The 26,040-nt window shown below is 71.7% G+C and carries 29 protein-coding genes; 20 read left to right on the top strand and 9 right to left on the bottom strand.

The annotated features are described in order from the left end of the window. Together edd and AC30N0_RS12880 are read right to left on the bottom strand one after the other, a co-directional pair. Positions 1-1,605: phosphogluconate dehydratase (gene edd, locus AC30N0_RS12885; RefSeq protein WP_489518308.1), on the bottom strand; the 1,605-nt coding region annotated here is incomplete at its 3' end. Positions 1,606-1,636: 31 nt separating this feature from the next. After that, positions 1,637-2,137 carry a hypothetical protein gene (locus tag AC30N0_RS12880; protein ID WP_489518307.1) on the bottom strand — a complete coding sequence of 167 codons (501 nt, stop codon included), beginning with the start codon at positions 2,135-2,137 and terminating at the stop codon, positions 1,637-1,639. 52 nt (positions 2,138-2,189) lie between these two features. On the opposite strand from AC30N0_RS12880, the gene AC30N0_RS12875 reads away from it, so the two are divergent. Further along, entirely contained in the window at positions 2,190-2,813 is a 624-nt protein-coding gene (locus tag AC30N0_RS12875; RefSeq protein ID WP_489518306.1) for a gamma-glutamylcyclotransferase, read from the top strand. Here the strand turns inward: AC30N0_RS12875 and AC30N0_RS12870 are convergent. After that, positions 2,790-3,437 (bottom strand): nucleotidyltransferase family protein, encoded by a 648-nt coding sequence (locus tag AC30N0_RS12870; RefSeq protein WP_489518305.1) that lies wholly within the window; start codon positions 3,435-3,437, stop codon positions 2,790-2,792. The two genes, AC30N0_RS12875 and AC30N0_RS12870, sit on opposite strands and share 24 nt — an antisense overlap. 132 nt (positions 3,438-3,569) lie before the next feature. On the opposite strand from AC30N0_RS12870, the gene pdxH reads away from it, so the two are divergent. Continuing rightward, a complete protein-coding gene (gene pdxH / locus AC30N0_RS12865; RefSeq protein ID WP_489518304.1) occupies positions 3,570-4,205 on the top strand; it encodes a pyridoxamine 5'-phosphate oxidase in 636 nt (211 codons plus the stop codon). A gap of 55 nt (positions 4,206-4,260) precedes the next feature. Here pdxH and AC30N0_RS12860 read toward each other — a convergent pair whose 3' ends face one another. From AC30N0_RS12860 to AC30N0_RS12850, 3 genes are all read right to left on the bottom strand, one after another. After that, positions 4,261-6,318: a TonB-dependent receptor gene (locus tag AC30N0_RS12860; protein WP_489518303.1), complete on the bottom strand. Its 2,058-nt coding sequence runs from the start codon at positions 6,316-6,318 to the stop codon at positions 4,261-4,263. 131 nt (positions 6,319-6,449) lie between these two features. Continuing rightward, positions 6,450-6,845 carry a hypothetical protein gene (locus tag AC30N0_RS12855; RefSeq protein ID WP_489518302.1) on the bottom strand — a complete coding sequence of 132 codons (396 nt, stop codon included), beginning with the start codon at positions 6,843-6,845 and terminating at the stop codon, positions 6,450-6,452. A gap of 35 nt (positions 6,846-6,880) precedes the next feature. Continuing rightward, positions 6,881-7,384, bottom strand: coding sequence for a cupin domain-containing protein (locus tag AC30N0_RS12850; RefSeq protein WP_489518301.1), 504 nt, complete (start codon positions 7,382-7,384; stop codon positions 6,881-6,883). 112 nt (positions 7,385-7,496) lie between these two features. Here AC30N0_RS12850 and AC30N0_RS12845 point away from each other — a divergent pair, with 112 nt between their 5' ends. Beyond that, positions 7,497-8,306: a YdcF family protein gene (locus tag AC30N0_RS12845; RefSeq protein ID WP_489518300.1), complete on the top strand. Its 810-nt coding sequence runs from the start codon at positions 7,497-7,499 to the stop codon at positions 8,304-8,306. Positions 8,307-8,314: 8 nt separating this feature from the next. Here the strand turns inward: AC30N0_RS12845 and AC30N0_RS12840 are convergent, their stop codons facing one another. Next, on the bottom strand, positions 8,315-9,250 hold the full coding sequence (locus tag AC30N0_RS12840; protein ID WP_489518299.1) for an alpha/beta fold hydrolase: 936 nt from the start codon (positions 9,248-9,250) through the stop codon (positions 8,315-8,317). Positions 9,251-9,361: 111 nt separating this feature from the next. Here AC30N0_RS12840 and AC30N0_RS12835 point away from each other — a divergent pair, with 111 nt between their 5' ends. The 12 genes from AC30N0_RS12835 (at position 9,362) to AC30N0_RS12780 (ending at position 18,577) form a co-directional block, all read left to right on the top strand. Further along, positions 9,362-10,192, top strand: coding sequence for an urease accessory protein UreD (locus tag AC30N0_RS12835; protein ID WP_489518298.1), 831 nt, complete (start codon positions 9,362-9,364; stop codon positions 10,190-10,192). Positions 10,193-10,268: 76 nt separating this feature from the next. Continuing rightward, complete coding sequence (locus tag AC30N0_RS12830) at positions 10,269-10,571, top strand: urease subunit gamma (protein ID WP_489518297.1); 303 nt, start codon at positions 10,269-10,271, stop codon at positions 10,569-10,571. A 25-nt stretch (positions 10,572-10,596) separates the two neighbouring features. After that, a complete protein-coding gene (locus AC30N0_RS12825) occupies positions 10,597-10,776 on the top strand; it encodes a hypothetical protein (protein WP_489518296.1) in 180 nt (59 codons plus the stop codon). Further along, on the top strand, positions 10,773-11,078 hold the full coding sequence (locus AC30N0_RS12820; RefSeq protein ID WP_489518295.1) for an urease subunit beta: 306 nt from the start codon (positions 10,773-10,775) through the stop codon (positions 11,076-11,078). The genes AC30N0_RS12825 and AC30N0_RS12820 overlap by 4 nt, the downstream gene beginning before the upstream one ends. A gap of 12 nt (positions 11,079-11,090) precedes the next feature. Beyond that, complete coding sequence (gene ureC / locus AC30N0_RS12815; protein WP_489518294.1) at positions 11,091-12,839, top strand: urease subunit alpha; 1,749 nt, start codon at positions 11,091-11,093, stop codon at positions 12,837-12,839. A gap of 116 nt (positions 12,840-12,955) precedes the next feature. After that, complete coding sequence (locus tag AC30N0_RS12810; protein WP_489518293.1) at positions 12,956-13,654, top strand: PEP-CTERM sorting domain-containing protein; 699 nt, start codon at positions 12,956-12,958, stop codon at positions 13,652-13,654. 91 nt (positions 13,655-13,745) lie between these two features. Then, the gene (gene ureE, locus AC30N0_RS12805) at positions 13,746-14,279 is read left to right on the top strand and encodes an urease accessory protein UreE (RefSeq protein ID WP_489518292.1); all 534 of its coding nucleotides are present in this window, start codon (positions 13,746-13,748) and stop codon (positions 14,277-14,279) included. Between the two features lie 44 nt (positions 14,280-14,323). Continuing rightward, on the top strand, positions 14,324-15,052 hold the full coding sequence (locus AC30N0_RS12800) for an urease accessory protein UreF (RefSeq protein ID WP_489518309.1): 729 nt from the start codon (positions 14,324-14,326) through the stop codon (positions 15,050-15,052). Between the two features lie 58 nt (positions 15,053-15,110). Continuing rightward, complete coding sequence (ureG, locus tag AC30N0_RS12795; RefSeq protein WP_489518291.1) at positions 15,111-15,767, top strand: urease accessory protein UreG; 657 nt, start codon at positions 15,111-15,113, stop codon at positions 15,765-15,767. Positions 15,768-15,919: 152 nt separating this feature from the next. Next, positions 15,920-16,708, top strand: coding sequence for a sensor histidine kinase (locus AC30N0_RS12790; protein ID WP_489518290.1), 789 nt, complete (start codon positions 15,920-15,922; stop codon positions 16,706-16,708). Continuing rightward, a complete protein-coding gene (locus AC30N0_RS12785; protein WP_489518289.1) occupies positions 16,705-18,189 on the top strand; it encodes a DUF7125 family protein in 1,485 nt (494 codons plus the stop codon). Before AC30N0_RS12790 ends, AC30N0_RS12785 begins: the two co-directional genes overlap by 4 nt. A 16-nt stretch (positions 18,190-18,205) precedes the next feature. Beyond that, positions 18,206-18,577, top strand: a complete 372-nt coding sequence (locus tag AC30N0_RS12780) for a response regulator (RefSeq protein WP_489518288.1) — start codon at positions 18,206-18,208, stop codon at positions 18,575-18,577. Here AC30N0_RS12780 and mnmH read toward each other — a convergent pair. Further along, on the bottom strand, positions 18,540-19,673 hold the full coding sequence (gene mnmH, locus AC30N0_RS12775; protein ID WP_489518287.1) for a tRNA 2-selenouridine(34) synthase MnmH: 1,134 nt from the start codon (positions 19,671-19,673) through the stop codon (positions 18,540-18,542). The genes AC30N0_RS12780 and mnmH overlap by 38 nt on opposite strands. 137 nt (positions 19,674-19,810) lie before the next feature. On the opposite strand from mnmH, the gene AC30N0_RS12770 reads away from it, so the two are divergent. The 4 genes from AC30N0_RS12770 to AC30N0_RS12755 are packed head-to-tail and all read left to right on the top strand — an operon-like array spanning position 19,811 to position 24,217. Beyond that, positions 19,811-22,096: a heavy metal translocating P-type ATPase gene (locus AC30N0_RS12770; RefSeq protein ID WP_489518286.1), complete on the top strand. Its 2,286-nt coding sequence runs from the start codon at positions 19,811-19,813 to the stop codon at positions 22,094-22,096. After that, positions 22,093-22,566, top strand: a complete 474-nt coding sequence (gene cueR, locus AC30N0_RS12765; RefSeq protein WP_489518285.1) for a Cu(I)-responsive transcriptional regulator — start codon at positions 22,093-22,095, stop codon at positions 22,564-22,566. Before AC30N0_RS12770 ends, cueR begins: the two co-directional genes overlap by 4 nt. Before the next feature lie 6 nt (positions 22,567-22,572). Further along, complete coding sequence (locus AC30N0_RS12760; protein ID WP_489518284.1) at positions 22,573-23,061, top strand: DUF411 domain-containing protein; 489 nt, start codon at positions 22,573-22,575, stop codon at positions 23,059-23,061. Between the two features lie 55 nt (positions 23,062-23,116). Continuing rightward, complete coding sequence (locus AC30N0_RS12755; RefSeq protein WP_489518283.1) at positions 23,117-24,217, top strand: MBL fold metallo-hydrolase; 1,101 nt, start codon at positions 23,117-23,119, stop codon at positions 24,215-24,217. Positions 24,218-24,239: 22 nt separating this feature from the next. Here the strand turns inward: AC30N0_RS12755 and AC30N0_RS12750 are convergent, their stop codons facing one another. Beyond that, positions 24,240-25,529, bottom strand: a complete 1,290-nt coding sequence (locus AC30N0_RS12750) for an MFS transporter (protein WP_489518282.1) — start codon at positions 25,527-25,529, stop codon at positions 24,240-24,242. An 89-nt stretch (positions 25,530-25,618) separates the two neighbouring features. Between AC30N0_RS12750 and AC30N0_RS12745 the strand changes: the two genes are divergently transcribed. Next, the coding region (locus tag AC30N0_RS12745) for an amidase family protein (protein ID WP_489518281.1) at positions 25,619-26,040 on the top strand (422 nt) is incomplete at its 3' end.

The following is a 26,040-nucleotide window of genomic DNA, read 5'->3' as shown; positions in this document are numbered from 1 at the left end:
CTCCGGGCTGACGTGGATGGCCGCCGGAACCTGGCCCGACGCACCGCTCATGCGGCCGTCGGTGAGCAGGGCGACGCGGAATCCCTTCTTCTGCAGCGCGCCGAGCGCCGGCGTCAGCTTGTGCAGTTCGGGCATGCCGTTAGCGCGCGGCCCCTGGAAGCGGACGACGGCGACGAAATCGCGCTCCAGCTCGCCGTCGACGAACGCCTGCAGCATCGCCTCCTGCGAGTCGAAGACGACGGCCGGCGCTTCGATGACGAGCCGGTCGGCAGGCACCGACGAGGTCTTGATGACGGCGCGGCCGCAGTTGCCCTCGAGGAGCTTCAGCCCGCCCTCCTCGCTGAACGGCTGCGCCGCCCGCCGCACGACGTCGGCGTCGCCGCTTGCTGCCGGCAGGTCGGCCCAGACGAGGCGGCCCCCGGTGCGCTCGGGGATCCGCGCGTAGTCGGCGAGGCCGCCCGCGGACACGGTCGCGACGTCTGCATGCATGCCGCCGCTGTCGAGCAGCTCGCGGATGACGAATCCCGGGCCGCCCGCGGCCTGGAACTGGTTGACGTCGGCAGCGCCGTTCGGATAGACACGGGCCAGCAGCGGCGTCACGCGCGAGAGCTCGGCGAAGTCGGTCCAGTCGATGCGGATGCCGGCGGCGCGGGCGACCGCGACCCAGTGGATCAGGTGGTTGGTCGAGCCGCCCGTCGCCAGCAGCGCGACCATGGCGTTGACGATGACACGCTCGTCGACGAGGCGGCCGATCGGCTGCAGCCGGGCCGGGCCGGCGCCGGCCGCGGCCTGCCAGCCGCTGTTGGCCAGCACCAGGCGGACCGCTTCGCGGGTCAGGGAGCGGCGCAGGTCGGCGTGCGGGTGGACGAAGGCGGCTCCGGGCACGTGCAGCCCCATCGCCTCGAGCAGCATCTGGTTGCTGTTGGCGGTGCCGTAGAAGGTGCAGGTCCCGGGCCCGTGGTACGACGCCGACTCGGCACTCATCAGCGCGTCGCGGCCGACCTGGCCTTGCGCGAACTGCTCGCGAACCCGCGTCTTCTCGGCGTTCGGCAAGCCGCTCGACATCGGCCCGCCAGGGACGAAGACGCACGGCAGGTGGCCGAAGTGGAGGGCGCCGATGAGCAGCCCCGGCACGATCTTGTCGCAGATGCCGAGCAGGAGGGCGGCGTCGAAGACGTCGTGCGACAGGGCGATGGCGGTGCCCATGGCGATGTTGTCGCGCGAGAAGAGGCTGAGCTCCATGCCCGGCCGGCCCTGCGTCACGCCGTCGCACATCGCCGGCACGCCGCCCGCCACCTGGGCGGTCGCGCCGAGCTCGTGCGCGGCCTCGCGGATCACCGCCGGGAAGCCCTCGTACGGCTGGTGCGCCGAGAGCATGTCGTTGTAGGCGGTGACGACGCCGATGTTGGGCGCGCGCTCGGCGACGATGCGCAGCTTGCCCTCGGCCGGCAGCGCCGCGACGGCGTGCGCCAGGTTGGCGCAGCCGAGCCGGTCGGGGCCGCGCGGCCGGTCCAGCATGGCGTCGACGCCGGCCAGGTAAGCCTGTCGCCCGGCGGCGCTGCGCTCGCGGATGCGGCCGGTAACGTCGACGATCGCCTGCTTCATGCGGCGATCTTGCCCGGGTTCGGCTCGGCCGTCAGCGCAGCGCCAGCTCGACCCGGTTGGCGTCCTTGTCGCTCAGCGAGCCCGCGGGCATCTCGACCAGCTCGACCTGCATCTGCTCGGCCTTCACGCCGTTGGCCTGCAGCGCATGGCGGACCGCGGCGGTGCGGGCCCTGGCCAGCTCCAGGTCCTTGGCCTTGTCGGCGCCGGTGAGGTAGCGCGCGCTCATGCGGACCATGCCGCCGACGCCGCGTGCACCCTCGCTGAATCGGGCGATCGATTCCGACGACTGCGTCGGCAGCTTGTCCGAGCCGGGGGCGAACACGACTTCGTTCGGCCCGGATGTCGGCCCGGCGACTTCCGCCGGCGTTGAAGCGGTGGGCGCGGTCGCGGCAGGCGTGGCCGCACCCGGAGCGGCCGTGCCGGAACGGCCGGCGAGCACGATTCCTGCAATGGCGATCACGATGAGCAAGGCCACCGCCGCGATGACCACGGTCCGTGACGAATTCCGCTGCACCGGCATGCTTCCGCTCATGGTCGTCCCTCTGGCACCGGGCCTCCCCCGTGCTGGGGCATTCTAGGTGGCCATGCCTTCCGCGACCCCCGTCACGAGCGATGCACGCGCCCCCGAGCGTCTGCTTGATCACGCTCTGCGAGACTGGGGCGGCCGCGGCGACATCTGGGTCTTCGGCTACGCCTCGCTGATCTGGCGCCCGGAGTTCGAATCGGTCGAGGACCGGCCGGCGACCGTCTACGGCTGGCACCGCGCCCTCGCCATGCGCTCGCGCGTCAACCGCGGCACGCCGGAATGTCCGGGCCTGGTGTTCGCCCTCGTCCGCGGCGGCTGTTGCCGCGGCCGCGTCTACCGGGTCGAGCAGTCCCGCGTCGAGGCCGAGCTGCGCCGCCTGTGGGGACGGGAGATGCCTAACGGCGTCTACGACCCCAAGTGGCTGGCCTGCCGCACGTCGCTGGGCACCGTGCGGGGCCTGGCATTCACGCTGAGCCGCAAGAGCCCGAGTCACACCGGCGCGCTGCCCGACGACCGCATGCTCGACATCCTGCGCACCGCCAACGGTCGCTACGGCAGCACCCTCGCCTACCTGGTCGAGACGGCGCGGTCGCTGCGCAAGTGCGGCATCCGCGATCGCGACGTCGAACGGCTGGTCGCCCTCGCCGAACGCCACGCTCTACGGCATGACGCCGATGCCTGAGTGCGGTGCGGCGATGTCGCGCCGCACCGCCTCGAGGTCGCCGGGGGTGTCGATGTCGACGAGGATGCCGGGATCGTCGAGCTCGACCCCGAACGCCGGATAGCGGGCGATCAGGCGGCGCGCCCCTTCATCGCCGCCGAGCCCGACGAGCTCGGAGTACAGCTCGGCGGCGAAGCCGACCGGATGGCCGCGCCGGCCACGGTACTGGGCGTAGACCACCGAGTGGTGCTCGAGCCCACGCGCGACGGCCTGCAGCGTGGTCGGCTGGACCAGGGGCATGTCGCCGGGAAGGACGAGCCAGCCGGCGGCATGCGGCCGGGCACCGACGCCGGCGGCGATCGAGACGCCCATGCCGAGCGGCCCGGCATCGCCGCTGCCGACCTCGGGCAGGACAACGACGTCGCGCGCGGCGACGCTGCGGCGCGCCACGTCGGCGAACGCTTCGGTCGTGACGACGACGACGGAAAGCCGGCTCGACAGCGCGTTGGCCAGCGTCCGCGCGAGCACGCTGGAGTCGCCGAGCCGCTGGGCGAGCTTGTGCGCGCCGCCCTCGCCGCCTTCGCTTGCCTGGAACCGCGAGCCCTTGCCCGCCGCCAGAACGATCACTGCCGTGCTGTCCGCCATGGGCCGAGGATGGGAGTCCGGGGGCCGTTGGGTAAGTGGTAGGTCTACGTAAGGCCTTCCACCTAAGGACATACGGAGTGCACGCGAGCGGCTCGTTGCCGGAAAATCCCGCGGCGTTTCTATACTCGGCCGATGACCGACCTCGCTGCCTTGCGCAAGAGCTACGAGCTGGCCGAGCTCGACGAAGCCGCCTCCGACCCCGACCCGCTGCGCCAGTTCGAGACGTGGCTGACGCTGGCGATCGAGGCCAAGCTGCCCGCGCCGAACGCTTTGACGCTGGCCAGGGTCGGCGCCGACCGGCGCCCGTCGACGCGGATCGTCCTCGTCAAGGGCTTCGACGCGCGCGGCCTGGTCTGGTTCACCAACTACGAGAGCCGCAAGGGCCAGGAGCTGGCGGCGAACCCGGCCGCGGCGCTGCAGTTCCACTGGGTCGAACTCGAGCGTGTCGTCCGTATCGAGGGCCGGGTCGAGAAGGTGGCGGCCGAGGAGTCCGACGCCTATTTCGACTCGCGGCCCTTCGACTCGCGCATCGGCGCCTGGGCTTCGCCGCAGAGCCGGGTCATCCCGTCGCGGGCGACCCTCATCGCCAACGCCGCCGCCTACGGCGCGCGGTTCTTGCTCCGCCCGCCCCGGCCGCCGCACTGGGGCGGCTATCGCCTGCAGCCCTCGGCCTGGGAGTTCTGGCAGGGCCGCAAGTCGCGCCTGCACGACCGGCTGCGCTATCGCAGCGAGGCAGGAAGCTGGATCCGCGAGCGGCTGGCGCCCTGACGCACGCCCCGAGGACTGCGGCCCGATCGCGATCGAGACCTTCGGCTCCCCTTACTCAGAACGTCACGCGCAGGCCCGCCTTGAAGGCCCGTCCCGGCAGCGGCGACAGACCGCGGACGGTCTGGACCGAGGTCGCGCTGTAGGCCAGCCGATCGCCGACGTTGCTCGCCTTCAGGAACGCGTAGGCGTCGAAGCCGCCGAGCTTCAAGCTGCGGCTGGCGACGAGGTTGACGAGCGTGTAGCCGGCGGTTGCGGTGTCGTACGACGGGACGCGCCGTTGCCGCGCCGCGTGCTCGACCTCGACGCGGCCTGACCATGGCCCGTAGCCGGCATCGAGCGCCACGGTGGCGCGCAAGGGCGCGATCCGCGGCAAAGGTTCGCCGCTGTCGCGGTTGCTGGCCCGGACGTAGTCGAGCTTTCCCGATGCGTCCAGCGTCCAGGCGCCGGCGAGCAGGCGCCGGCTGGCTTCGACCTCCAGCCCCGACAAGCTCGCCCGCACGGCCCGGAAGGCGTACTCGGGCAGATCCTCGCTGCTGCCGTCGTCGGCGGTCACGGTGACGGTGGCACCGGTCGCCTCGAGCGAGATGTAGCGCGAGAAGCGGGCCGCGAAGGCGCCGACGCGCAGGCGGTCGGGGCCCGACTTCCACTCCAGCGCGAGGTCGACGTTGTTGCCGCGCTCGGCGCCGAGCGAGCTGTCGCCGCGCTCGAAGGTGCCGGTGGCCGCATGCACGCCGTTCGCGAACAGCTCGTAGTAGGTCGGCGCCCGACCGGTCGTGCTGAAGCTTGTGGTCAGGCTCCACTGCGGCGTGAGGCGAACGACGTTGCCGATCGAGGCGCTGCGCAGCGTGAAGCTGCGCTCGAGCGGCGGGCCGAACCTCGCATCGGCCGGGTCGGCGTCGCCGTCGGACTCGAGCCGGGCCCGCTCGATGCGCAGGCCGCCGCTCAGGGTTCCGACCGGCGACGCGAACTGCTCGACCAGGAACAGCGCGCTGCGCCGCGTCCTCGTGCGCGGCACGAAGGCCTCGTCGCCGAGCGCGGAGAACTCGAACCGGTCCAGCTGCAGGCCGATCACCCCCTTCAGTGGACCGACCGGTGCGTGCTCGGCCTCGAGGCGCAGCTCCGTGCCCGAGGTCCTGAACGTCGTGCCGACCGCGCCGCTGCCTTCGACTTCCTGGTGCCGGTAGCGCGTGTCGTTGACCTGGGCCCGGACGGTGGGGAAGAGGCCCGGCAGGTCGCGCGCCTCGCCGGCGACGGCGGCATGGTCGCGCTTCATGCGGATGACCACGTCCTCCTCGACGACGACGCCGTAGCGGCTGTCGTAGCGGTCGACCGAGGCGCCGAGGTAGCCCGAGCCGAAGGTGTACGAGCTGCCGAGCGCGCCGCCGCTGGTGCGCGCCGCCGAGTTGCGCACCGTCGTCGTGGCCTCGAGGGCGTTGCCCTCGGCATCGACCGGCGTGTAGCGCGGCACGCGCAGGTCGGACGTCCGGCGGCCGAAGGCATCGGCGTGCAGTGCGAACCGGCCGTTGCCCGCCTCCAGCAGCGCCGCGCCGCCGCGCTCGCGCTCTGCGCCGCCGAAGCGGGCCTCGGCGCTCCCGGTGACGCCCTCCAGGCCGTACTTCGGGATCCGGTTGTCGATGGCGTTGACGACGCCGCCGATGGCGTTGCCGCCGTACAGCAGGGCGGCAGGCCCGCGCAGGACCTCGATGCGCTCGACCGCCAGCGGGTCGATCGCGACGGCATGGTCGAAGCTGAGACTGGAAGCGTCGAGCGAGCTGCCGGAGTTGCTGAGGATCCGCAGGCGGTCGCCGTCGAAGCCGCGGATGGTCGGCCGGTTCGCGTTCGGCCCGAAGTAGGTCGACGCGACCCCCGGCTGGCCCTTCAGGGTCTCGCCGAGCGAGCTGCCACGGCGCAGCACGAGCTCGTCGCCGGAGAGCACGCCCACCGGCGCGGCGATCTCGCTCGAGCGCAGCGGGTTGCCGGTCACGAGGACGGGCTGCAGGGTGGTCGAGCGCGCCGCGCCCGACGCGGCAGTGCGGCCGTCGGGAGCGCTGGCCGCTGCTGCAGCCTGGGCGAACGACAGGGGCGCGCCGGCGAGGCCGCCGACGACGAACACGGCGGCGCGAACGCGCGCGCAAAGGCAAGAGCGATGCATCTGGCTTCCTGACCGCCCCGGAGGGCACGGGAGAACGGATGACGTCGGGAGTTCGGATTCGAGGGAATCCGCGCCGACGCCTACGTTTCGGGTCAGGAAGCCCGGGGTGGTGCGCGGGCCCGGAAGCCCGTGGCCAGCGCGGCGATGTGCCAGGCCGCACGGGCCTGCTGCGGCGAAAGCGGGACCGCTGCCGCGGCCACGGTCGCGGCCTCGGCGCAACCGCCATCGGCGTGGCTGATGGAATCGAAGAGGACGCAATCACGCGCATCCACGTGCCCGGAGAACAGCCCCTGCAGAGGCGCCGGCTCCCGGGGCACCGCGTTTCCGCCGACCAGGGCCGCGGCCGGCCCGCCGCCCTGCACGTGCCCGAGGTGAGCGACGCGGTGCAGGAGGCCGAGTGTCTGCAAGATCGCCAGCACCGCCGCCAGCGCGACGGCGAAGCGGAAGCGTCGCGCCGCGCGTCTCGCGCTCTGGCCCGGTCCGTACATGGCGCGATCTTAGGCGCGCCGCAGGCCGCGGGCGATCAAGGCTCGCCCTCCCAGTAGTCGAGATCGTCCTGCAGCCTGGCCATGCGAACGAAGCGCGATGGACCGCTGACACCGGCGGTGGCCAGGTACTTTCCGGAGTCCGGGTACTCGACCACCTCGGGACTCTCGCGGGTGCTGATCGACAGGTACTTCAGGGGCGCGTCCGAGGTGTTGACGATCTGGTGCGGGTAGTCGGGCCCGGGCGGGATGAAGACGACGTCGCCCGCCTTCAGCTCGAGCATCTCGCCGGCGACGCGCAAGCTGCCGTGCCCCTCGAGGACGACGAAGGCTTCCTCCTGCGCATGGTGCAGGTGGTAGGGACAGCCGCGCTTGCCGGAGGCGACGATGTCGATGCTGATGCCGAGGCCGCGGGCCGCCGTGCCCGTGCCGAGCCGCGCACAGAGGGTGTCGTAGAGGGGCGGGCGAAGCTCGCGCTCCTTGCCGATCTCGTCGAAGTTGCGGATCAGTTGATCCCGCAAGCGCTGCGCCTTGTCGCTCATGGAAGCCTTCCTGCGTCGGTCCACGATGATGCCTCGCCGGCGCAATGGACGCCGTGGCACGCGACCTGCTCCGGCACAATCGCCGCGCCGGGTCCGGCTGGGATGGAAGGCCTTGAACAGTTACTTCGCCCTGCTCGGGCTCGAGCCGTGGAAGCCGGTGCTCGCCGCCCTGCTGCTGCCCCCGGCCCCCTTCCTGCTCACGACGCTTCTGGGTGCGCGCCTGATCCTGCCGCGACGCGGGCTCGGCTGGCTGCTCATCCTGTTCAGCGTCGTGATGCTGTGGCTCACCGCCTGCACCGGCGCGGCGCGCTTCATGCTGCAGGTGCTGCTGGAACCACCGGCGGCGCTGAGCTTCGACCGTGTGCGCGAGCTGCGCAACGACATCCAGGCCAGGAAGCCGGTCGCGATCGTCATCCTCGGCGCCGGCACCGAGCCCTTCGCCCCCGAGTACGGCGTCAGCAGCCTGCACCAGCCGTCGCTGGAGCGGCTTCGCTACGGCGTCTGGCTCGCCGCCCAGACCGGCGCACCGATCGCCTTCACCGGCGGCGTCGGCTGGGCGCAGCGCGGCTCGACCACCGAGGCGCGGGTCGCCGCCAGGATCGCGGCCGAGGAGTTCAACCGTCCCCTCCGCTGGCTCGAGGAAGAGTCGCGCGACACGCGCGAGAACGCGAGCCGCACCGTCGCCATCCTGCAGCCTGCGGGCATCAGGCACATCGTGCTCGTCACCCACGGCTATCACATGCCGCGGGCGATGCGCGCCTTCGTCGACGCCGCCGGCCCCGACCTGCGGATCGAGGCTGCGCCGATGGGGCTCGCCCGCGTCCAGGACAGCCCGTCGCTCGACTGGTTGCCGAGCTCGCGCGGCTTCACCGAGATGCGGCAGGTGCTGCGCGAGGTCATCGGCCGCCTGGCCGGCGCGTGATCGCGCTCCTACATCGAGTCGCGAAAGCGGACGTAGTCGCTGGCGACGCGCTCCGGCTGCTCCGTCGCCGGCGAATGGCCGGTGTCCGGCAGCACCATGGCGTGCGACTTCGCCAGCAGCGCCCGCCACAGCGGCGCGGCGCGTGCATCGACGATCCGGTCCCTGCCCCCGAAGACGATGAAGGCTTCCCTACGGACCTGGGCCGCAGCAGCCTCGACCGGCTCGGCCGCAACCTGCGCGTAGATGCGTTCGTCGAGCCCGAGCCGCCGCATCCGCTCGCGCTTCTGCAGGTCCTGCAGGAAGGCAGGCAAGGTCGAGGCCGCCGGCTTCACCGCCAGGTAGGCCGGCAGGGCGACCAGATCGTCCTCGCTGCGGACGAGCAGCGGGTTGCGCCCGGACTCGCGCAGGGTCCGCGCCAGCTCGCTCTCGGGCGCGGCGCGCAGGCCGGTCGGCGCCAGCAGCCAGAGGCTCTGCACGTCGCGCGGCTGCGCAGCGGCCCAGGCCAGCGCGACCTGCGCACCCATGCCGCTGCCGCCGACGTGGGTGGCCGGGATGCCGAGGGCGCGGCAGAAGGCGCTGAGACGTGCCGCCTGGGCCGACGGCGAGTGGTCTGCGCCGGCCGGCTGCGACGAGTCGCCGAAGCCGACCAGGTCCGGCACGATCAGCTGGTAGTGCGGCGTCAGGTAGCGGGCGACGCGCAGCCAGCTGTCCTTGTCGGCGCCGAAGTCGTGCACCAGCATCAACAGCTGGCCGCGCCCGCCTTCGAGGTAGCTCATGCGCAGCCCGTCGGGCAGCGTGACACTGCGCGTGACCATGCCGACCGCCGAGCGCTGCCGGTCTTCGGCGATCGCGAGAAGGACCCCGGGGGTCGCGAAGCGGATCACCACGCCGACGAGAAGGGCTGCGAGGAAGAGCGAGAGCGCGGCACGGGGGATCGGACGCATGGCCGGCGATTCTCCACGAGCGCACCGGGGCCGAGCCGCGGCGAGGCGACGGCCGGTGGCCTGCCGCGGACGATCGCTACACTCGCGCCCTTTTGCACCGTGCGAGGCTCCATGGCTTGGCGTGGCACTCTCGCCCTCGCGTACCGCCGCCGCGGCGAGGAAACGCTCGTCCACGACCGCCACGACGGCCCGCTGCGCGTGCTCCGGAGCCTCCACCCGGAAGGTGCCGGCGTATGCCACAGCGTGCTGGTCCATCCGCCGGGCGGCATCGTCGGCGGCGACGTGCTCGAAGTCGACGTCACCCTCGCGCCCGAGGCCCATGCCCTGGTGACGACGCCGGGCGCGACGCGCTTCTATCGCAGCGCCGGCGCCGCCGCCGAGCAGGCGCTCCGGGTCCGTGCCGAAGCGGGCAGCCGGCTCGAGTGGCTGCCCCTGGAGACGCTCGCCTACAGCGGCTGCCTGGCGACGAACCGCATGCGCTTCGACCTGCAGCCGGGCGCCGAGATGATCGGCTGGGACGTCACCGCGCTCGGCCTGCCGTCGTCGGGCCTGCCCTTCGAGGCCGGCTCGTTCACCCAGGCGATCGAACTGCCGGGCCGCTGGATCGAGCGCGGCGTCGTCGCCGCCGACGATCGCCGCCTGCTCGACTCCCCGCTCGGCTGGGCCGGGCACCGCGCCTTCGGCGTCGTCTGGTTCGCCGCCGGGAGCCCACTCGAGGCGGGCCGGCGCGACGCGTTCCTCGGTGCGGCGCGGGCGGCCTGTCGCGACGGCGAGCTCGCCGCCAGCAGCGGCGCCACGTCGCCGCAGCCGGAGGTCGTCGTGGTGCGCACGCTGGCCTCCGGCGTCGAGCCGGCGATGGCCCTGCTGCGCCGGGTCTGGTCGGCCTGGCGCCCGCTCGCCTGGGGGCTCGACGCGTGCCCGCCGCGCGTCTGGCACACCTGATGCGGGGCGCGCGACCCGCCCCTATGATGCTTCGACGCCCTCCGCACTGGCATCGCTCTTGCGCTGTCGAACACCCATGGACCTGACCCCGCGCGAGAAGGACAAGCTGCTGATCTTCACGGCGGCGCTCCGGGCCGCGCGGCGCCGGGCCCGGGGCCTCAAGCTCAACCATCCGGAAGCGGTGGCGCTCATCAGCGCCGCGATCATGGAAGGCGCCCGCGACGGCAAGAGCGTCGCGGCGCTGATGAGCGAAGGCAAGTCCGTGCTCGGCCGCGACGACGTGATGGACGGGGTGGCCGAGATGATCGCGGACATCCAGGTCGAGGCCACCTTTCCCGATGGCACCAAGCTGGTCACCGTGCACCAGCCGATCGCATGAGCCCGCCCCGAACCCGGGAGAACCTATGAAGCCCGTTCTGAGAACCTACCTGGCTGCTTCAACGGGCATCGGCCTCAGCCTGCCCAGCCTCGCCCACGTCGACTCGTCGACGGTGCCTCACGTTCACGCCGGCGACGGCTGGGGCCTGCTTGCGGTCGCGGCGCTGACCGCACTCGCCGCCTGGCTCGGCCGGCGCGGACGATGATCCCCGGCGAGCTGCTGATCGCCGACGGCGACCTGGCGCTGAACACCGGCCGGCGCACCGCGACCCTGGCGGTGCAGAACAGCGGCGACCGGCCGATCCAGGTCGGCTCGCACTACCACTTCGCGGAGACGAACGCGGCGCTGCGCTTCGACCGCGGCATGGCCCAGGGCATGCGGCTCAACATCGCCTCGGGCACCGCCGTGCGCTTCGAGCCGGGCCAGCAACGCACGGTCGAGCTGGTCGACTTCGCCGGCGAGCGCGTCGTGCAAGGCTTCCGCGGCCTGGTGGGCGGCAAGCTGTGAAGGCATGACCTGATGGCCACCCTGCCCCGCCGCGCCTACGCCGAGATGTTCGGCCCGACGGTCGGCGACCGCGTCCGCCTCGCCGACACCGGGCTCGTCGTCGAGGTCGAGGCCGACTACACGCTGCGTGCCGGCAGCTACGGCGAAGAGGTGAAGTTCGGCGGCGGCAAGACCATCCGCGACGGCATGGGGCAGAGCCAGCGCGTCTCGGCCGAGGTCGCCGACACCGTCGTCACCAACGCGCTGGTCATCGACCACTGGGGCATCGTCAAGTGCGACGTCGCGATCAAGAACGGCCGCATCGCCCGGCTCGGCAAGGCCGGCAACCCGGACGTGCAGCCGGGCGTCGACATCGTCATCGGGCCAGGCACCGAGATCATCGCCGGCGAGGGGATGATCCTGACCGCCGGCGGCATCGATTCGCACATCCACTTCATCTGCCCGCAGCAGATCGACGACGCGCTCATGAGCGGCATCACGACCATGCTCGGCGGCGGCACCGGGCCGGCGACGGGCACCTTCGCGACCACCTGCACGCCAGGGCCATGGCACATCCACTCGATGCTGAAGGCAGCCGAGTCGTTCCCGATGAACCTCGGCTTCCAGGGCAAGGGCAACGCCAGCCTGCCCGCTGCCCTGGACGAGCAGATCGAGGCCGGCGCCTACGGCCTGAAGCTGCACGAGGACTGGGGCACGACGCCGGCGGCGATCGACAACTGCCTGTCGGTGGCCGACCGCTACGACGTCCAGGTGACGATCCACACCGACACCCTGAACGAATCGGGCTTCGCCGAGGACACCTTCGCCGCCTTCAAGGGACGCACCATCGCCACCTTCCACACCGAAGGCGCGGGTGGCGGCCATGCGCCGGACATCATCAAGGCGGCCGGCCTGCCGAACGTGCTGCCGTCGTCGACCAACCCGACGATGCCCTACACCGTCAACACCGTCGACGAGCACCTCGACATGCTGATGGTGTGCCACCACCTCGACCCGTCGATCGCCGAGGACCTGGCCTTCGCCGAGAGCCGGATCCGGCGCGAGACCATCGCCGCCGAGGACGTGCTGCACGACATGGGCGTGTTCTCGATGATGTCGTCGGACAGCCAGGCGATGGGCCGCGTCGGCGAAGTCATCATCCGCACCTGGCAGGCGGCCGACAAGATGAAGGCGCAGCGCGGCTGGCTCGCGCCCGACGAATCCTCCGCGATGGCCGCAGCATGCGCGGGCGACTCGCGCAACGACAACTTCCGCGTCCGCCGCTACATCGCCAAGTACACGATCAACCCGGCGATCACGCAGGGCATCGCGCACGAGGTCGGCTCGGTCGAGCCCGGCAAGCTGGCCGACCTGGTGCTCTGGAAGCCGGCCTTCTTCGGCGTCAAGCCGTCGCTGATCCTCAAGGGCGGGATGATCGCCGCGGCGGCGATGGGCGACCCGGGCGCGTCGATCCCGACGCCGCAGCCGGTCCACTTCCGGCCGATGTTCGGCGCCTTCGGTGCAGCGCTCCACGTCTCGTGCGTCAACTTCGTCTCGCAGGCGGCGATCGATCTCGGCGTGCCGGCGAAGCTCGGCCTGCAGCGGCCGGTGGCCGCCGTGCGCAACACGCGCCGGATCGGCAAGGCCGACATGGTCCTCAACCACGCCACGCCGCACATCGAGGTCGACGCGCAGACCTACGAGGTCCGCGCCGACGGCGTGCTGCTGACCTGCGAGCCGGCGTCGGTGCTGCCGATGGCGCAGCGTTACTTCCTGTTCTGACGCCCTTCCCCGCGAGCGCGGGGTGCCCCGACGAACGGTCGAGATGTCTGCGACGGCCCCACGACACTGGATCTCCAGCCGCCGCGAGGCGGTCCAAGAAAATCCAGGGAGCTTCCATGTCGATCCGTCACTGCGCCGCCGCTGCGTTGCTCGCTGCGGCCTTGCCCGCCGCGGCAGCCACCTTCAATTTCTACGAGCTCGGCCGCGGGCCCGGCAGCGACTTCCTGCCCACCGACGGCATCGCCTGCACCGGCGGCGACCAGTGCAGCTCGAACGTCAACGGCAATGTCTTCGGCGGCGACCTGACCTTCGTCTCGGGCGGCATCACCGCCGTCGCGACCTCGTCCTTCACCGGCGGCGTGTCGGCCGTCGTGCAGGACCACACCGTCAACTGGACCACGACGAACGGCGCCGGGCTGGGCGTCTACCACTCGCAGATCACGTCCGACGACAACATCACCTTCGGCGAGATGCTGACGATCACCTTCGATCGCGTCGTCACGATCACCGACATCGGCCTGCGCGCCGAGGGCCACAACTTCACGGGCTGGTCCACGGGCGCCACCTTCCTCTTCAATGGCGTGCAGACGCTGCTGCCCGACAACGTCGGCAGCATCGGCGGCTCCTTCACCGGTTCGGTCTTCACCTTCGCCTTCGACGACAACCGGTTGCAGAGCGGCGACCAGTTCTATCTGGCCAGCCTGACAGTGGTGCCGGTCCCCGAGCCGGAGACCTACGCACTCATGCTCGCCGGCCTGGCGGCGCTCGGCGCCGTGTCCCGGCGTCGCCGGCAACGGCCGATGTCCGCCGCCTGAGCAGGGCGCCGGCCAGCGCCTCGAAGCACCGGGACCCGCTCGGCCCGCCTGGCCTGGCGTCGCGGTCGCCGGTTCAGGCGACACTCCGGCGATGATCATCGCGAGCAAGCTGATCCCCGGCGGTGCCGGCCTGGCGCCGGCGCTCCTGCGTCGCGGATCGACCCTCGAGCTCGACTGGGACACGCGGCAGAAGAGCCGCTTCGATGCCGTCGACTCCGGTGGCCGGGCGATCGCCGTCTTCCTGCCGCGCGGGCGCATCGTCCGGGGCGGGGACGTCCTCGTGGCCGAGGACGGCTCGCTGATCCGGATCCTCGCCCGGCCCCAGCCCCTGCTCGTCGTCCGGGCGCGCCGCGGCGGCACCCCGCTCGACCTGCTCCGCGCGGCCTACCACCTCGGCAACCGGCACGTGCCGCTGCAGGTCGGCGCCGACCGCCTGCAGCTCGAGCCGGACCACGTGCTTGCCGGGATGCTGCAGCGCATGGGCCTGCAGGTCGATGAGGAGGCGGCCGCCTTCGAGCCGGAGGCCGGTGCCTACGACACGGCGTCGTCGCGAGCGCAGGGACCGCACGACCACGTGCACGGACCGGCGTGCGGCCACGACCACGAAGGCCACGCCCGCTCATGAGCACCGCGCGACGGCTCGCCTGCGCCGCCCGCATCCCGCCGGCGATGCAGCGGCGGGTCGCGCGCCGCGCCCGCGCCGGCGAGGAAAGGACGCTGCCGGCTGCCGACCTGCTGCAGCTCATGCGCCTGGCCTCGCCGAGCCTGCCGGTCGGCGGCTTCAGCTATTCGGAGGGGCTGGAGGCCGCGGTCGCTTCCGCCCGCGTGGGCGACGAGGCCGGCACGCTCGCCTGGCTCACCGACCAGCTGCACCTCGTCCTGGCGCGCAGCGACCTGCCCGTCGCGGCGCGCGCCCTGGCCGCCTGGCGCAGCGACGACGTGGCCCGCGTCGTCGCTCTCAACCAGTGGTTCGCGGCGACCCGGGAAAGCAGCGAGCTGCGCCAGCAGGCGGAGCAGATGGGCCGCTCGCTCGGCGTGTGGCTGCGCAACGGCGCCGGCAACCCGGTCCGGCTGGCGGTCCTCGATGCGCTGCGGCCGGCGCCGACCTGGCCGGTCGCCTTCGCGCTGGCGGCGGCCGACCTGCAGGCCTCGCCGCGCGCCGTGCTGCTGGCCTTCGCGGCCGGCTGGTCCGAAAACATGGTCCAGGCCGCGCTGAAGGCCGTCCCGCTGGGCCAGCTGGCCGGGCAGCGCGTCCTCGCCGGGCTGGCCGCAGAGATCCCGGAGGCCGTCGACGCCGCGCTGCAGATCGCCTTCGCAGAGATGCAGGCCTTCGCTCCGATGCTCGCCATTCTCTCGGCACAGCACGAGGAGCAGTATTCGAGGCTGTTCCGCTCCTGATCCGATCCGCCTGCACACGAATGCCCGCTGCCACATCCACGCCTCCCCGCCATCTGCCATGAGCCCCCTGCACACGATCGCACGCTGGACCCGCACCCTGCCGCCCCTGCGCGTCGGCGTCGGCGGACCGGTCGGTTCCGGCAAGACGACCCTGGTCGAGATGCTCTGCAAGGCCATGCGCGACCGCTACGACCTGGTCGTCGTCACCAACGACATCTACACCAAGGAAGACCAGCGCCTGCTCACCGTCGCCGGCGCGCTCGAGGCCGACCGCATCGTCGGCGTCGAGACCGGCGGCTGCCCGCACACGGCGATTCGCGAGGACGCGTCGATCAACCTCGAGGCGATCGACCGCATGCTCGAGAAGTACCCGGACGCCGACATCGTCTTCGTCGAAAGCGGCGGCGACAACCTCGCCGCGACCTTCAGCCCGGAGCTGAGCGACCTGACGATCTACGTCATCGACGTCGCCGCCGGCGAGAAGATCCCGCGCAAGGGCGGCCCCGGCATCACCAAGAGCGACCTGTTCGTCATCAACAAGACCGACCTGGCGCCGCACGTCGGCGCCAGCCTCGAGGTGATGCGCACCGACACCTTGCGCATGCGCGGTGCCAAACCTTTCGTGATGACCAACCTGAAGACGCGCGAGGGCCTTGCCGAGATCGTCTCATTCATCGAAGCGCGAGGGTTGCTCCACGCAACGGAACCGGCCTGAGATCCCGCGGCACGCTGGGCCGCGCGCCACGCGAGTGACTCTGCCCGGCACGCGACGCGCGTCGGCACCGTCGGCGCCGCTATAGTCGTCTGGCCCGGACCTCCTTCGCCTGATCGACAAGCTTCCTTTACCGCCCTTCGCGAATCGACTTCATGAGCCCGAAGGATGCGGACCCTGCTTCGTCGCACGCGGCGGCGGGCGGCGAGGCCGACAGCCGGCTCGAGCTGGAGCGATTGCGCGATGAGATCCGCATTCGCGACGAGTTCCTGGCGATGACGGCGCACGAGCTGCGCAACCCCCTGCAGTCGATGGCCATGCAACTGGCTGTTGCCCGCTCGCTCGCCGAGACTCAGGGTGCGGCGGCCCTGACCGGGCGAATCGCCAAGATCCAGACCCTGCTCGGGCGCTACGTCGGTCGGGTCACGGTGCTTCTGGACATCGCCAGTGCCGAACAGTCCAGCCTGCCTGCCTCGCTCGAGACTCTCGACATTGCGGCGCTTCTCGGGGAAGTGGCCGAATCGCTCGTCGCCGAGGGCAACTTCCACGGCATGGCAGTCAGGGTGCTGGACCAAGGTCCCTGCCTCGCCCGCTCCAACCGGCTGATGCTGGAGCAGATCCTCGAGAACCTTGTGATCAATGCGTTCAAGCACGCTGCCGGGAGCGAAGTCGTCCTGTCGGTGATCGCTGCCGGAGGCCAGGTGCAGATCAGGGTCGCCGACAACGGATCGGGCATCGCGGCATCCGACCGGGAGCGCATCTTCGTCCGCTTTTCGGTGGCGGAGTCGTCCCGGCGGGGAACCGGGAGCGGCCTCGGCCTGTGGATCGTGCGCAGGCTGGTGGAGCGGCTGGGTGGTACTGTTTCCCTGCTACTCAGCAGCGCCGAAGGTTCGACGTTCCAGGTCGTGCTTCCGAGCGCCAATACAAAGGAGGTACCGTCATGAGCTCATCGCTTTCTCCCCCCCTCGTGCGTGTGCCGAGCGGGGTGACCGGCCTCGATCGGATCCTCGGCGGTGGCTTCTTCGCGGGCGGCGCCTACATCATCCACGGCAACCCCGGCAGCGGAAAGACTATCTTCGCCAACCAGCTCTGCTTCAATCACATCGAGCGAGGCGGCTCCGCCGTGTACGTGACGCTGATGACGGAGTCGCACTCGCGGATGCTGCAGCAGGTGCGGCAGATGTCCTTCTTCGCGGAGTCGGCCATCCCCGCACGGCTCTCCTACATCAGCGCCTTCAACGACCTCGAGGTCGATGGCTTGAAGGGCCTGATGAGCGTCCTGGGGCGCGAGATGCGCAGCCGCAAGGCGAGCATGCTGGTCCTGGACGGCCTCGTCGCCGCGGTCGAGGCGGCCGAGAGTGCCGGGCAGCTGAAGAAGTTCATCCACGAGATCCAGTCGAGCGCGGTCTTCAACGACTGCACCGTCTTCTTGCTGACCAGCGGCAACGCGCAGCGGGTGAATGCCGAGCACACGATGGTGGACGGCCTGATCGACCTCGACGACCGCTTGTTCGATGCCCGCTCGGAGCGCTCGCTGCACGTGCGCAAGTTCCGCGGCGGCGCCGCGCTCGGCGGCCGGCACTCCTACCGGATCACCAGCGACGGACTGAAGGTCTTCCCGCGCATCGAGTCCCTCGCCGACGAGCCGCAGCGGACCGTCGAGCGGGTTGCCGGGTCGGCCGTGCTCAGCACCGGCTCGGCTGCGCTCGACGGCCTGATCGACGCGGGCGGAGTGACCGCGAACAGCTCGACGATGGTCCTCGGCTCCAGCGGCACCGGCAAGACGACACTCGGGCTGCATTTCCTCTCCTGCTGCACGCCGCAGGAGCCCGGCCTTCACTTCGGCTTCTTCGAGTCGCCCGCCCGCACGCTGGCCAAGGGCCGCGCACTCGGCCTCCCGCTCGATGCCCTTGAGCGCGACGGCTCCCTGCTGTTCGACTGGCATTCACAGGGCGAGCACTTGATCGACGAACTGGCACACCGGCTCCTGGAGACCGTGCAGCGGCGAGGCGTCCGGCGCCTGGTGATCGACGGCCTCTGCGGGTTCTTCCAGTCAGCCGTATATCCCGAGAGGGCAACGAGGTTCTTCTCGTGCCTTGCCAACGAGTTGCGGGGGCTCGGTGTTACCGTGCTCATGACGGTGGAGGCGAGGGAAGTGATGGGCACCGGCGTCTCCGGCTTCGTCGACAACGAGATCTTCCTCCGCTTCGCGGAGCACGGCGGCGTCGCGAAAAGGTTGCTCTCCATCGTCAAGATGCGCGACAGCGACTTCAATCCGGCGGTCTTGGAGGTGAAGCTGACGAACCGGGGTCTGGCGCTCGGCGCGTCGCGCGGAGTGCCGGTTGACGGCAAGCCTGCGACGGCGCCGCCGGCTGGGCTGGAACCCGGCGCCGCCCCGCACAGGCCGACTGCGCCCGGCACCTGAGAAGAGACCGGGCGCCGTGAAGACAATCCTGATCGTCGATGACGAGCTGGCGATTGCCGAGGTCCTCAGCCTGATCCTCCAGGACGAGGGCTATGCGGTGTGCTGCGCCGCGAACGGCCGCAAAGGTCTCGAGCGCCTCGCCGAGGGCAACATCGACCTGGTGATCCTGGACTACATGATGCCCATCATGGGTGGCGCCGCCATGGGCCTGGCGCTGCGCTCGAACCCGGACACCCGCTCGATCCCGATCATCTTCAACAGCAGCCTGGACGAGGCCGTCGTCAGCGAGCAGTTTCCCGATTACGACGCCTACCTGCGCAAGCCCTACAACGTGGACCGGGCCCTGGAGATCATCCGGGTGCTGCTGGCCCGGCGGGAACGCCCGTAGGCTGATCGCCGCCGAAGGCCATGAGCCGTGGCACGGCCTCGGCCAGTGCCACGGCACCCAGCGATGGCAGCTCGAGCCTGCTCGCTGCCGCCGGCACGCCGTGGTTTCGCTTGTTCGAGCGCACGTAGCACGGGTCGTAGTGCGCACTCATCACGCTCTCGAACAGCGCGTCGGTCTGCCCTGCCGCGGCGAGCCCATGCCAGTGGCCGAGGATCTCTTTGCCGACGAGCGGCTTCAGCGGCTCGAGCCGTTCGACCATCGCCACCGGGTCGGCGGCGAAGTGCGGGTAGTCCTCGCGCCACAGGCGGACGCGCTCGGCCATCGGCGCCGACAGCGTGACGATCGGCGCCCGCCGCATCGCCTCGAAGAGCGCCTCCGGGATCTGCAGCGCGCCGATCTTCTTGCTCTCGGCCTCGAGCCACACCGGGCGCTCGGGGTCGAACGAGCGGAGGGCCGCGAGCACGGCCGAGTCGAAGAGCTTCTGGCTCGGCTGCGGCCGGCCCGGGATGTCGCCGAGCAGCGAGCCGCGATGGCCGGCGAGCTGCTCGAGGTCGAGCACCTGATGCCCCTGCCGGGCCAGCTCGCCGAGCAGGCGCGTCTTGCCGCAACCCGTCGGCCCGCACACGACGCGGTAGGCGAAGCTGCCCGGCAGGCTGGCCAGTCCGTCGCGAACCCACTGCCGGTAGGCCTTCCAGCCGCCCGGCAGCACGTCGACCTCGAAGCCGATCGTGCGCAGGCTGTCGGCCCAGAGGCGGCTGCGCTTGCCGCCGCGAAAGCAGTACACGAGGAAGCGGTCGGTCGGCGTGTACTGCGCGATCAGCGGCTTGATGCGGGCCGCGATGTTGCGCAGCGAATACTCCACGCCGATCAGGTAGGCGGCGTGCCTGTCGGTGCGGTGCGTCGTGCCGACCTCGGCGTACTGGAGGTCGTCGACGACGGGCAGGTTCACGGCCCCGGGGACGTGGTCCTCGGCGTACTCGCGCGGCGAACGGGCGTCGATGACCAGCGCGTAGGCGCTCCAGTCCTGCACGCCCGGGGGCAGGGCGCGGATCGGCAAAGGGCCGCCCTTCGCAGGCAGGGAGACGTCGGTCGTCATGGGGAGGCGGCGATTCTAGGGACGCACTCCGCGGCGCGCCGGGGCCCGCGGGCCCGAGGGATACTTGACATTGACACGGTCGGAAGCTTGACGATGCCCGTTCCCGTACCGATCTGGCCTTCTCAGCCACCCCGGCCATGACTCTTCCCACCCCCTCCCCCGCAGCCGGGAGCCTCGAGCTCCAGGTCGACGGCATGACCTGCGCCTCGTGCGTCGCCCGGGTCGAGAAGGCGCTGCTGAAGGTGCCCGGCGTCGCCTCGGCGAGCGTCAACCTGGCGACCGAGCGGGCAAGCGTTCGCGCCGAGCCCGGCGTGCCCTGGGCCGTGCTGCAGGCGGCCATCGTCAAGGCGGGCTATGCGGCCAGGCGCGTCGAGGCCCCGTCCGCGTCCGCCGCCAAGCCGCGTCTCCTGCCGGCGTGGTGGCCGGTGGCGCTCAGCGCCCTGCTCACGCTGCCGCTCGTCGCACCGATGCTGCTCGGTCTCGTCGGCGTCGACTGGATGCCGGCCGGCTGGCTCCAGCTCGCGCTCGCCACGCCGGTCCAGTTCGGGCTCGGCTGGCGTTTCTACCGCGCCGGATGGGGTGCGCTTCGCGCCGGCACCGGCAACATGGACCTGTTGGTGGCCCTCGGCACGTCGGCCGCCTACGGACTGTCCGTCTACCTGCTGCTGCAGCACGCGGGGCACGGCATGGCCGGGCACCTGTACTTCGAGGCGTCGGCGGCGGTCATCACGCTGGTGCTGCTCGGCAAGTGGCTGGAGCACCGGGCGACGCGCCAGACCGCCGACGCCATCCGCGCCCTCAATTCACTGCGGCCGACGACGGCGCGGGTGCGGCGCGGCGGCGCCGAGGTGGAGGTCGCGGTCGACGAGCTCGTGGTCGGCGACGAGGTCGTGATCCGTCCCGGCGATCGCGTCCCCGTCGACGCGCAGATCATCGAAGGCCGCAGCCACGTCGACGAGTCGCTGATCACGGGCGAGAGCCTGCCGGTCGCCAAGGGCGTCGGCGACCGGGTCACTGGCGGCGCGATCAACGCCGACGGCGTGCTGACGGCACGCACGCTCGCCGTCGGCGCCGAGACCACGCTGGCCCGGATCGTCCGCATGGTCGAGTCGGCCCAGGCCGGCAAGGCGCCGATTCAGCGCATCGTCGACCGCGTCAGCGCGGTCTTCGTTCCGGTCGTCCTCGCGATCGCCCTGGCCGCCCTGCTCGGCTGGCTCGCCGTCGGCGGCGGCTGGGAGCAGGCGCTCGTCAACGCGGTGGCCGTGCTCGTCATCGCCTGCCCGTGTGCCCTGGGCCTGGCCACGCCGACGGCGATCATGGCCGGCACCGGCGTCGCGGCGCGGCACGGCATCCTCATCAAGGATGCGCAGGCCCTCGAGGTCGCCCACGCGGTGACGGTCGTCGCCTTCGACAAGACCGGCACCCTGACCGAAGGCCAGCCGACGCTGGTCGCCGTCGAGCCGGCCGCGGGCGTCGCCCGCGCCGACCTGCTGCAGCTCGCGGCGTGCCTGCAGAAGGGCAGCACCCACCCGCTCGCGGTCGCGGTGCTGGACCGCGCCCGCGCCGAGGGACTGGCCATCCCCGAAGCGCGCGACGCGAGCGCGCTGCCCGGCCGCGGCGTCGAAGGCGTCGTCCTCGGCCAGTCGCTCCGGCTCGGCAGCAGCCGCCTGCTGCACGACTCGGGCGCCGAGCCCGGCCGCCTCGCTGCCGCGGCAGAGCGGCTCGCCGGCGAGGGCCGTTCCGTGTCGTGGCTGATCCGCCGCGACGACGGCGGCAGCCGGGCGCTGGGGCTGCTCGCCTTCGGCGACACCGTCAAGCCGGCATCGAAGCAGGCGGTGGCGCGTCTGCAGCAGCTCGGCATCCGCACCCTGCTCCTCAGCGGCGACAACCGCGGCAGCGCCGCGGCGGTGGCCGCCGATCTCGGCATCGACGACGTCCGCGCCGAGGTCCTGCCGGGCGACAAGGCCTCGGTGCTGCGCGAGCTGAAGGCGGCGGGCGAGGTCACGGCGATGGTCGGCGACGGCATCAACGACGGGCCCGCCCTGGCAGCCGCCGACGTCGGCCTGGCGATGTCGACCGGCACCGACGTGGCCATGGAGACCGCGGGCATCACCCTGATGCGCGGCGACCCGCGCCTGGTCACCGATGCGATCGACATTTCGCGGCGCACCTACGCCAAGATCCGCCAGGGCTTGTTCTGGGCCTTCGTGTACAACGTGCTCGCGATCCCGCTGGCGGCCTTCGGCTTCCTGAGCCCGGTGATCGCCGGCGCGGCGATGGCCTTTAGCAGCGTCAGCGTGGTGCTCAACGCGCTGCTGCTGCGCCGCTGGCACGGCACGGCGCATTCAGCGCGCGCCGACGCGCCGCGCCCCGAGCCTGGACCCGCACCGCACCCGGCGCAGACAATGGAGAGACGAGCATGAACATCGGCGCAGCCGCAAAGGCCTCGGGCGTCTCGGCGAAGATGATCCGCCACTACGAGAGCGTCGGCCTCTACCCCGAGCCGAGCCGAACGGAGGCGGGCTACCGCCAGTACACCGGCAAGGACGTGAACGCGCTGCAGTTCATCCGGCACTCGCGCGACCTGGGCTTCTCGATCGAGCAGATCCGCGAGTTGCTTGGTCTGTGGCAGGACCGGCGCCGGCCGAGCCGCCAGGTCAAGGCGCTGGCCGAGGCGCACATCCGCGAGCTCGACGAGAAGCTGCGCGAGCTGCAGGCCATGAAGGCGGCGCTGGCCCATCTCGTGCACTGCTGCCATGGCGACGAGCGCCCCGACTGCCCGATCATCGAGACCCTGGCCGAAAGCGCCGCAGTGCTCCCGGCCTCGGACCCGCCGCACGCGCACAGCCGGACCGCAGGGCTGCGGGCCGGCAGACCCCCCTTCCCGAGGTGAACCGACATGGAACGACGCCAGCACGAACACCGGACCGCACGCAGGGCGCTGCTCGGAGGTCTTGCCGGTGCGGCCGCCTTCTTGGCCTGGCCGGCCCGGGGCACCGGCCCGGCGCTGCCGCGAATCGACGTCTTCAAGAGCCCGGACTGCGGCTGCTGCGCCGCCTGGGTCGACCACCTGAAGGCGGCCGGCTTCGCCGTCAAGGTGACGTCGGTCGACGACACCACGGCAGCACGCAAGCGCTTCGGCATGCCCGACGACTTCGGCAGCTGCCACACCGCGACCGTGCTCGGCTACGTGCTCGAAGGGCACGTGCCCGCGGCCGACGTCAAGAGGCTCCTGGCGATGCGTCCGGCGGCCGTCGGCCTGGCCGTGCCCGGCATGCCGGTCGGCTCTCCCGGCATGGAGGTCGGCGCTCGCAAGGACCCGTACCAGGTGTTCCTGGTCGACCGTTCCGGCAAGTCGACCGTGTTCGCGAGCTACCCGAAGGGCTGACGCGGCCGACCCGCATGACGAGGCGAAGAATCGCTTGCGAAGAGGCACCGGGTCCGTGACGCGGCCGACCGGGACCCTTGCTTCCGCGTGCGCGATCGGCCTGGCTGGCCTGGCCCTGGCCGGCTGCGCGACGAAGCCGGGCTGCGACGAGCGCTTTGCCGCCTCGCCGCAGTTCTCGGCGAGCACCTGTCTCTTCGGCAACGCAGCGAATCCGCAGGCGCAGCCGTCGCAGCCGGCCTGGAAGATCTGGCTGCGCTTCCTGGTCCCGGCCCCTGCGGGCACGAAGCCGACCGATCCGATCCCAGTGCGAAGGCTCGACCGCGCGGCGCTCGACGCGCTCGACCCGGCCGCGAACCACGTCGTCCGGCTCGGCCACTCGTCGCACCTGCTCAAGCTGCGCGGCAGCTACTGGCTCATCGACCCGGTGTTCGGCGAACGGGCATCGCCGTTCAGCTTCGCCGGCCCGAAGCGATTCCATCCGACGCCGCTCGCACTCACCGACCTGCCGCCGATCGACGGGCTGATCCTGTCGCACGACCACTACGACCACCTCGACCGTCCTACCATCGAGTTCCTGCGCGACAGGGTGCAGCGCTATTTCGTCCCGCTCGGCGTCGCGGCGCGGCTGCAGGCCATGGGTGTGCCGGCAGATCGCATCGAGGAGCTCGACTGGTGGCAAGGCAGCCGCCACGGCGGCGTGCAGCTCACCGCCGCCCCGGCGCAGCACTTCTCCGGCCGCACCGCCTTCGATCGCAACAGCACCCTGTGGGCAAGCTGGATCATCCAGAGCGGCGACCAGCGCATCTTCTACAGCGGCGACTCGGGCTACTTTCCCGGCTTCAGGCAGATCGGCGAACGCTTCGGCGGGTTCGACCTGGCCTTGATGGAGAACGGCGCCTACGACGAAGCCTGGCCTTCGGTGCACATGAGCCCCGAAGAGACCGTGCAGGCTTTCGAGGACCTTCGCGGCGGACTTCTCTACGTGGTGCATAACAGCACCTTCGACCTCGCGTTCCATGGCTGGCGTGACCCGCTCGACCGGGTCGCCGCGTTGGCCGAGGCCAGGCGCCTGCCGCTCGCCACGCCCGAGATCGGCGAGGTGCTGACGCTCGGCCGGCCGCGCGCGAACGTGCTGTGGTGGAAAGCGCTCCGCTAGCGAGCGTCGAGGCCCCCAGCCTTCACCGCCGGGCATTGGCAGGGGCGTCGCGCGGCAACAGGTCGCGCTGCCAGACGAACGCGATGGCGGCGACCAGCGTCGCCCCGAGGCCGACGTAGAGCACCACCAGGCCGCGAAAGCCGATGGCCGCGACGAGGGGCCCCGCCGCGAGCAGGCCGAGGGGCAGCGTGTAGATGGCGAGCATCCGCACGCCCATCACGCGGCCGCGGAACCGCGCGTCGCTCGTGCGCAGCAGGATGATCGACATCGCCAGCATGCTCAGGCTCTGGTTCAGGCCCGCACCGACGTAGAGCGCCATGGCCACGGCCGGGCCGATGGGCAGGGCCAGGCCGAGCAGGCACAGGTACCAGGCCAGGCAGGCGACCAGCATCGTGCGCGCCGGCCGCAGGTGCACGCCGAAAGCGCTCATGCCCAGCGATCCCATCAGGGCGCCGGTCGCGAAGCTGGCCACCAGCCAGCCGAGGCCTTGCTGGTCCATGCCGAAGACATCGCGCGCGATGTAAGGCATCAGTCCGCCGCTCAGCGGGAAGGCGCACAGGTTGACCAGCGCCGCCAGCGACATCGCGGCGCGCAGCTGCGGCGTGCGCCAGACATGCTGGAGGCCTTCCCGCAGGTCGCGCCAGGGCGAGGCCGGCCGGGGCAGCGGCGCGCCGGCAGCGGCCGGCGTCTGGCCACCGGATCGCAGCGTCAGCGCCATCCCCACGAGGTAGAGCATGACGATGACGACATAGGCGCTGGCCATGCCCAGGCTCGCCATGAAGCCGGCGCCGGCCAGGGCCCCGCCGATGCGTGCCGAGTCCTGCGTCGTGCGCGAGATCGACATCGCCGCCACCAGCTGCGTCGCCGGAACGGTGGCGGCGACCAGGGCCGTGCGCAGGCCGATGTCCGACGGCTTGATCAGTCCGACGACGAAGGCCACCGCCAGCACGCTCGCGGCGCTCAGGCTTCCGGTGACGACCAGCGCGAGGATCGCACCCGCCAGCAGGGCATAGCTCGCCCGCATGGCCGCCAGCACCTGCCTCAGACCGTGGCGGTCACCCAGCATGCCGAGCAGCGGCGACAGCAGCGTGCCCACGTACATCAGGGCGCCGAAGAGCGTCAGCTGCACCACGGAGCCGGACTCCACCAGCACGTACCAGCCGAGGATGATGGTCTCCATCTCCAGCGCCCACGCGGTGCACAGGTCGGCCGGCCACTGGTAGCGGAAGCTGCGCGTGCCGAAGGGCGCCAGGGCGGGCCGGCCGTCGGCCGCCGGGCGGTTGCTCGGGATGGGGGCGTCCGGCCGGTGCATGGATCATTGTGGGTCGATGCGGAACGGCGGCGGGACGGCGCCTCCGTCTTCGACAATGCTGCGGTAGCCCCTTGCTGCGGAGACCCGTCATGGACCACCCGACCGACCTCGCCGACTGCAGCGCCCTGACCCTGCTGGCCCTGTACCGCGCCGGCGATGCCTCGCCGGTCGAGGCGACGCGCGCCGTGCTCGCCCGCATCGAGAGGCTGAACCCGTTGCTGAACGCGTTCTGCCACGTCGCCGGCGACGAGGCGCTCGCGTCGGCGCGGGCCAGCGAGTCGCGCTGGAAGAAGCGCGCACCGTGCGGCGAGCTCGACGGCGTTCCGGTCTCGATCAAGGACCTGATCCTCGCTGCCGGCTGGCCGACCCTGCGCGGCTCGCGCACCGTCGATCCGGCCGGGCCGTGGGACGTCGACGCGCCGGCGACCGCGCGGCTGCGCGAAGCCGGCGCGGTGATCCTCGGCAAGACGACGACGCCCGAGTTCGGCTGCAAGGGCGAGACGAACTCTCC

Origin of the sequence: Rhizobacter sp. (genome assembly GCF_031412495.1) — a bacterium.
Classification (GTDB): domain Bacteria; phylum Pseudomonadota; class Gammaproteobacteria; order Burkholderiales; family Burkholderiaceae_C; genus Schlegelella_A.
The sequence above is the reverse complement of the archived record's forward strand: the minus strand, read 5'-3'. Positions and strand labels throughout refer to the sequence as shown.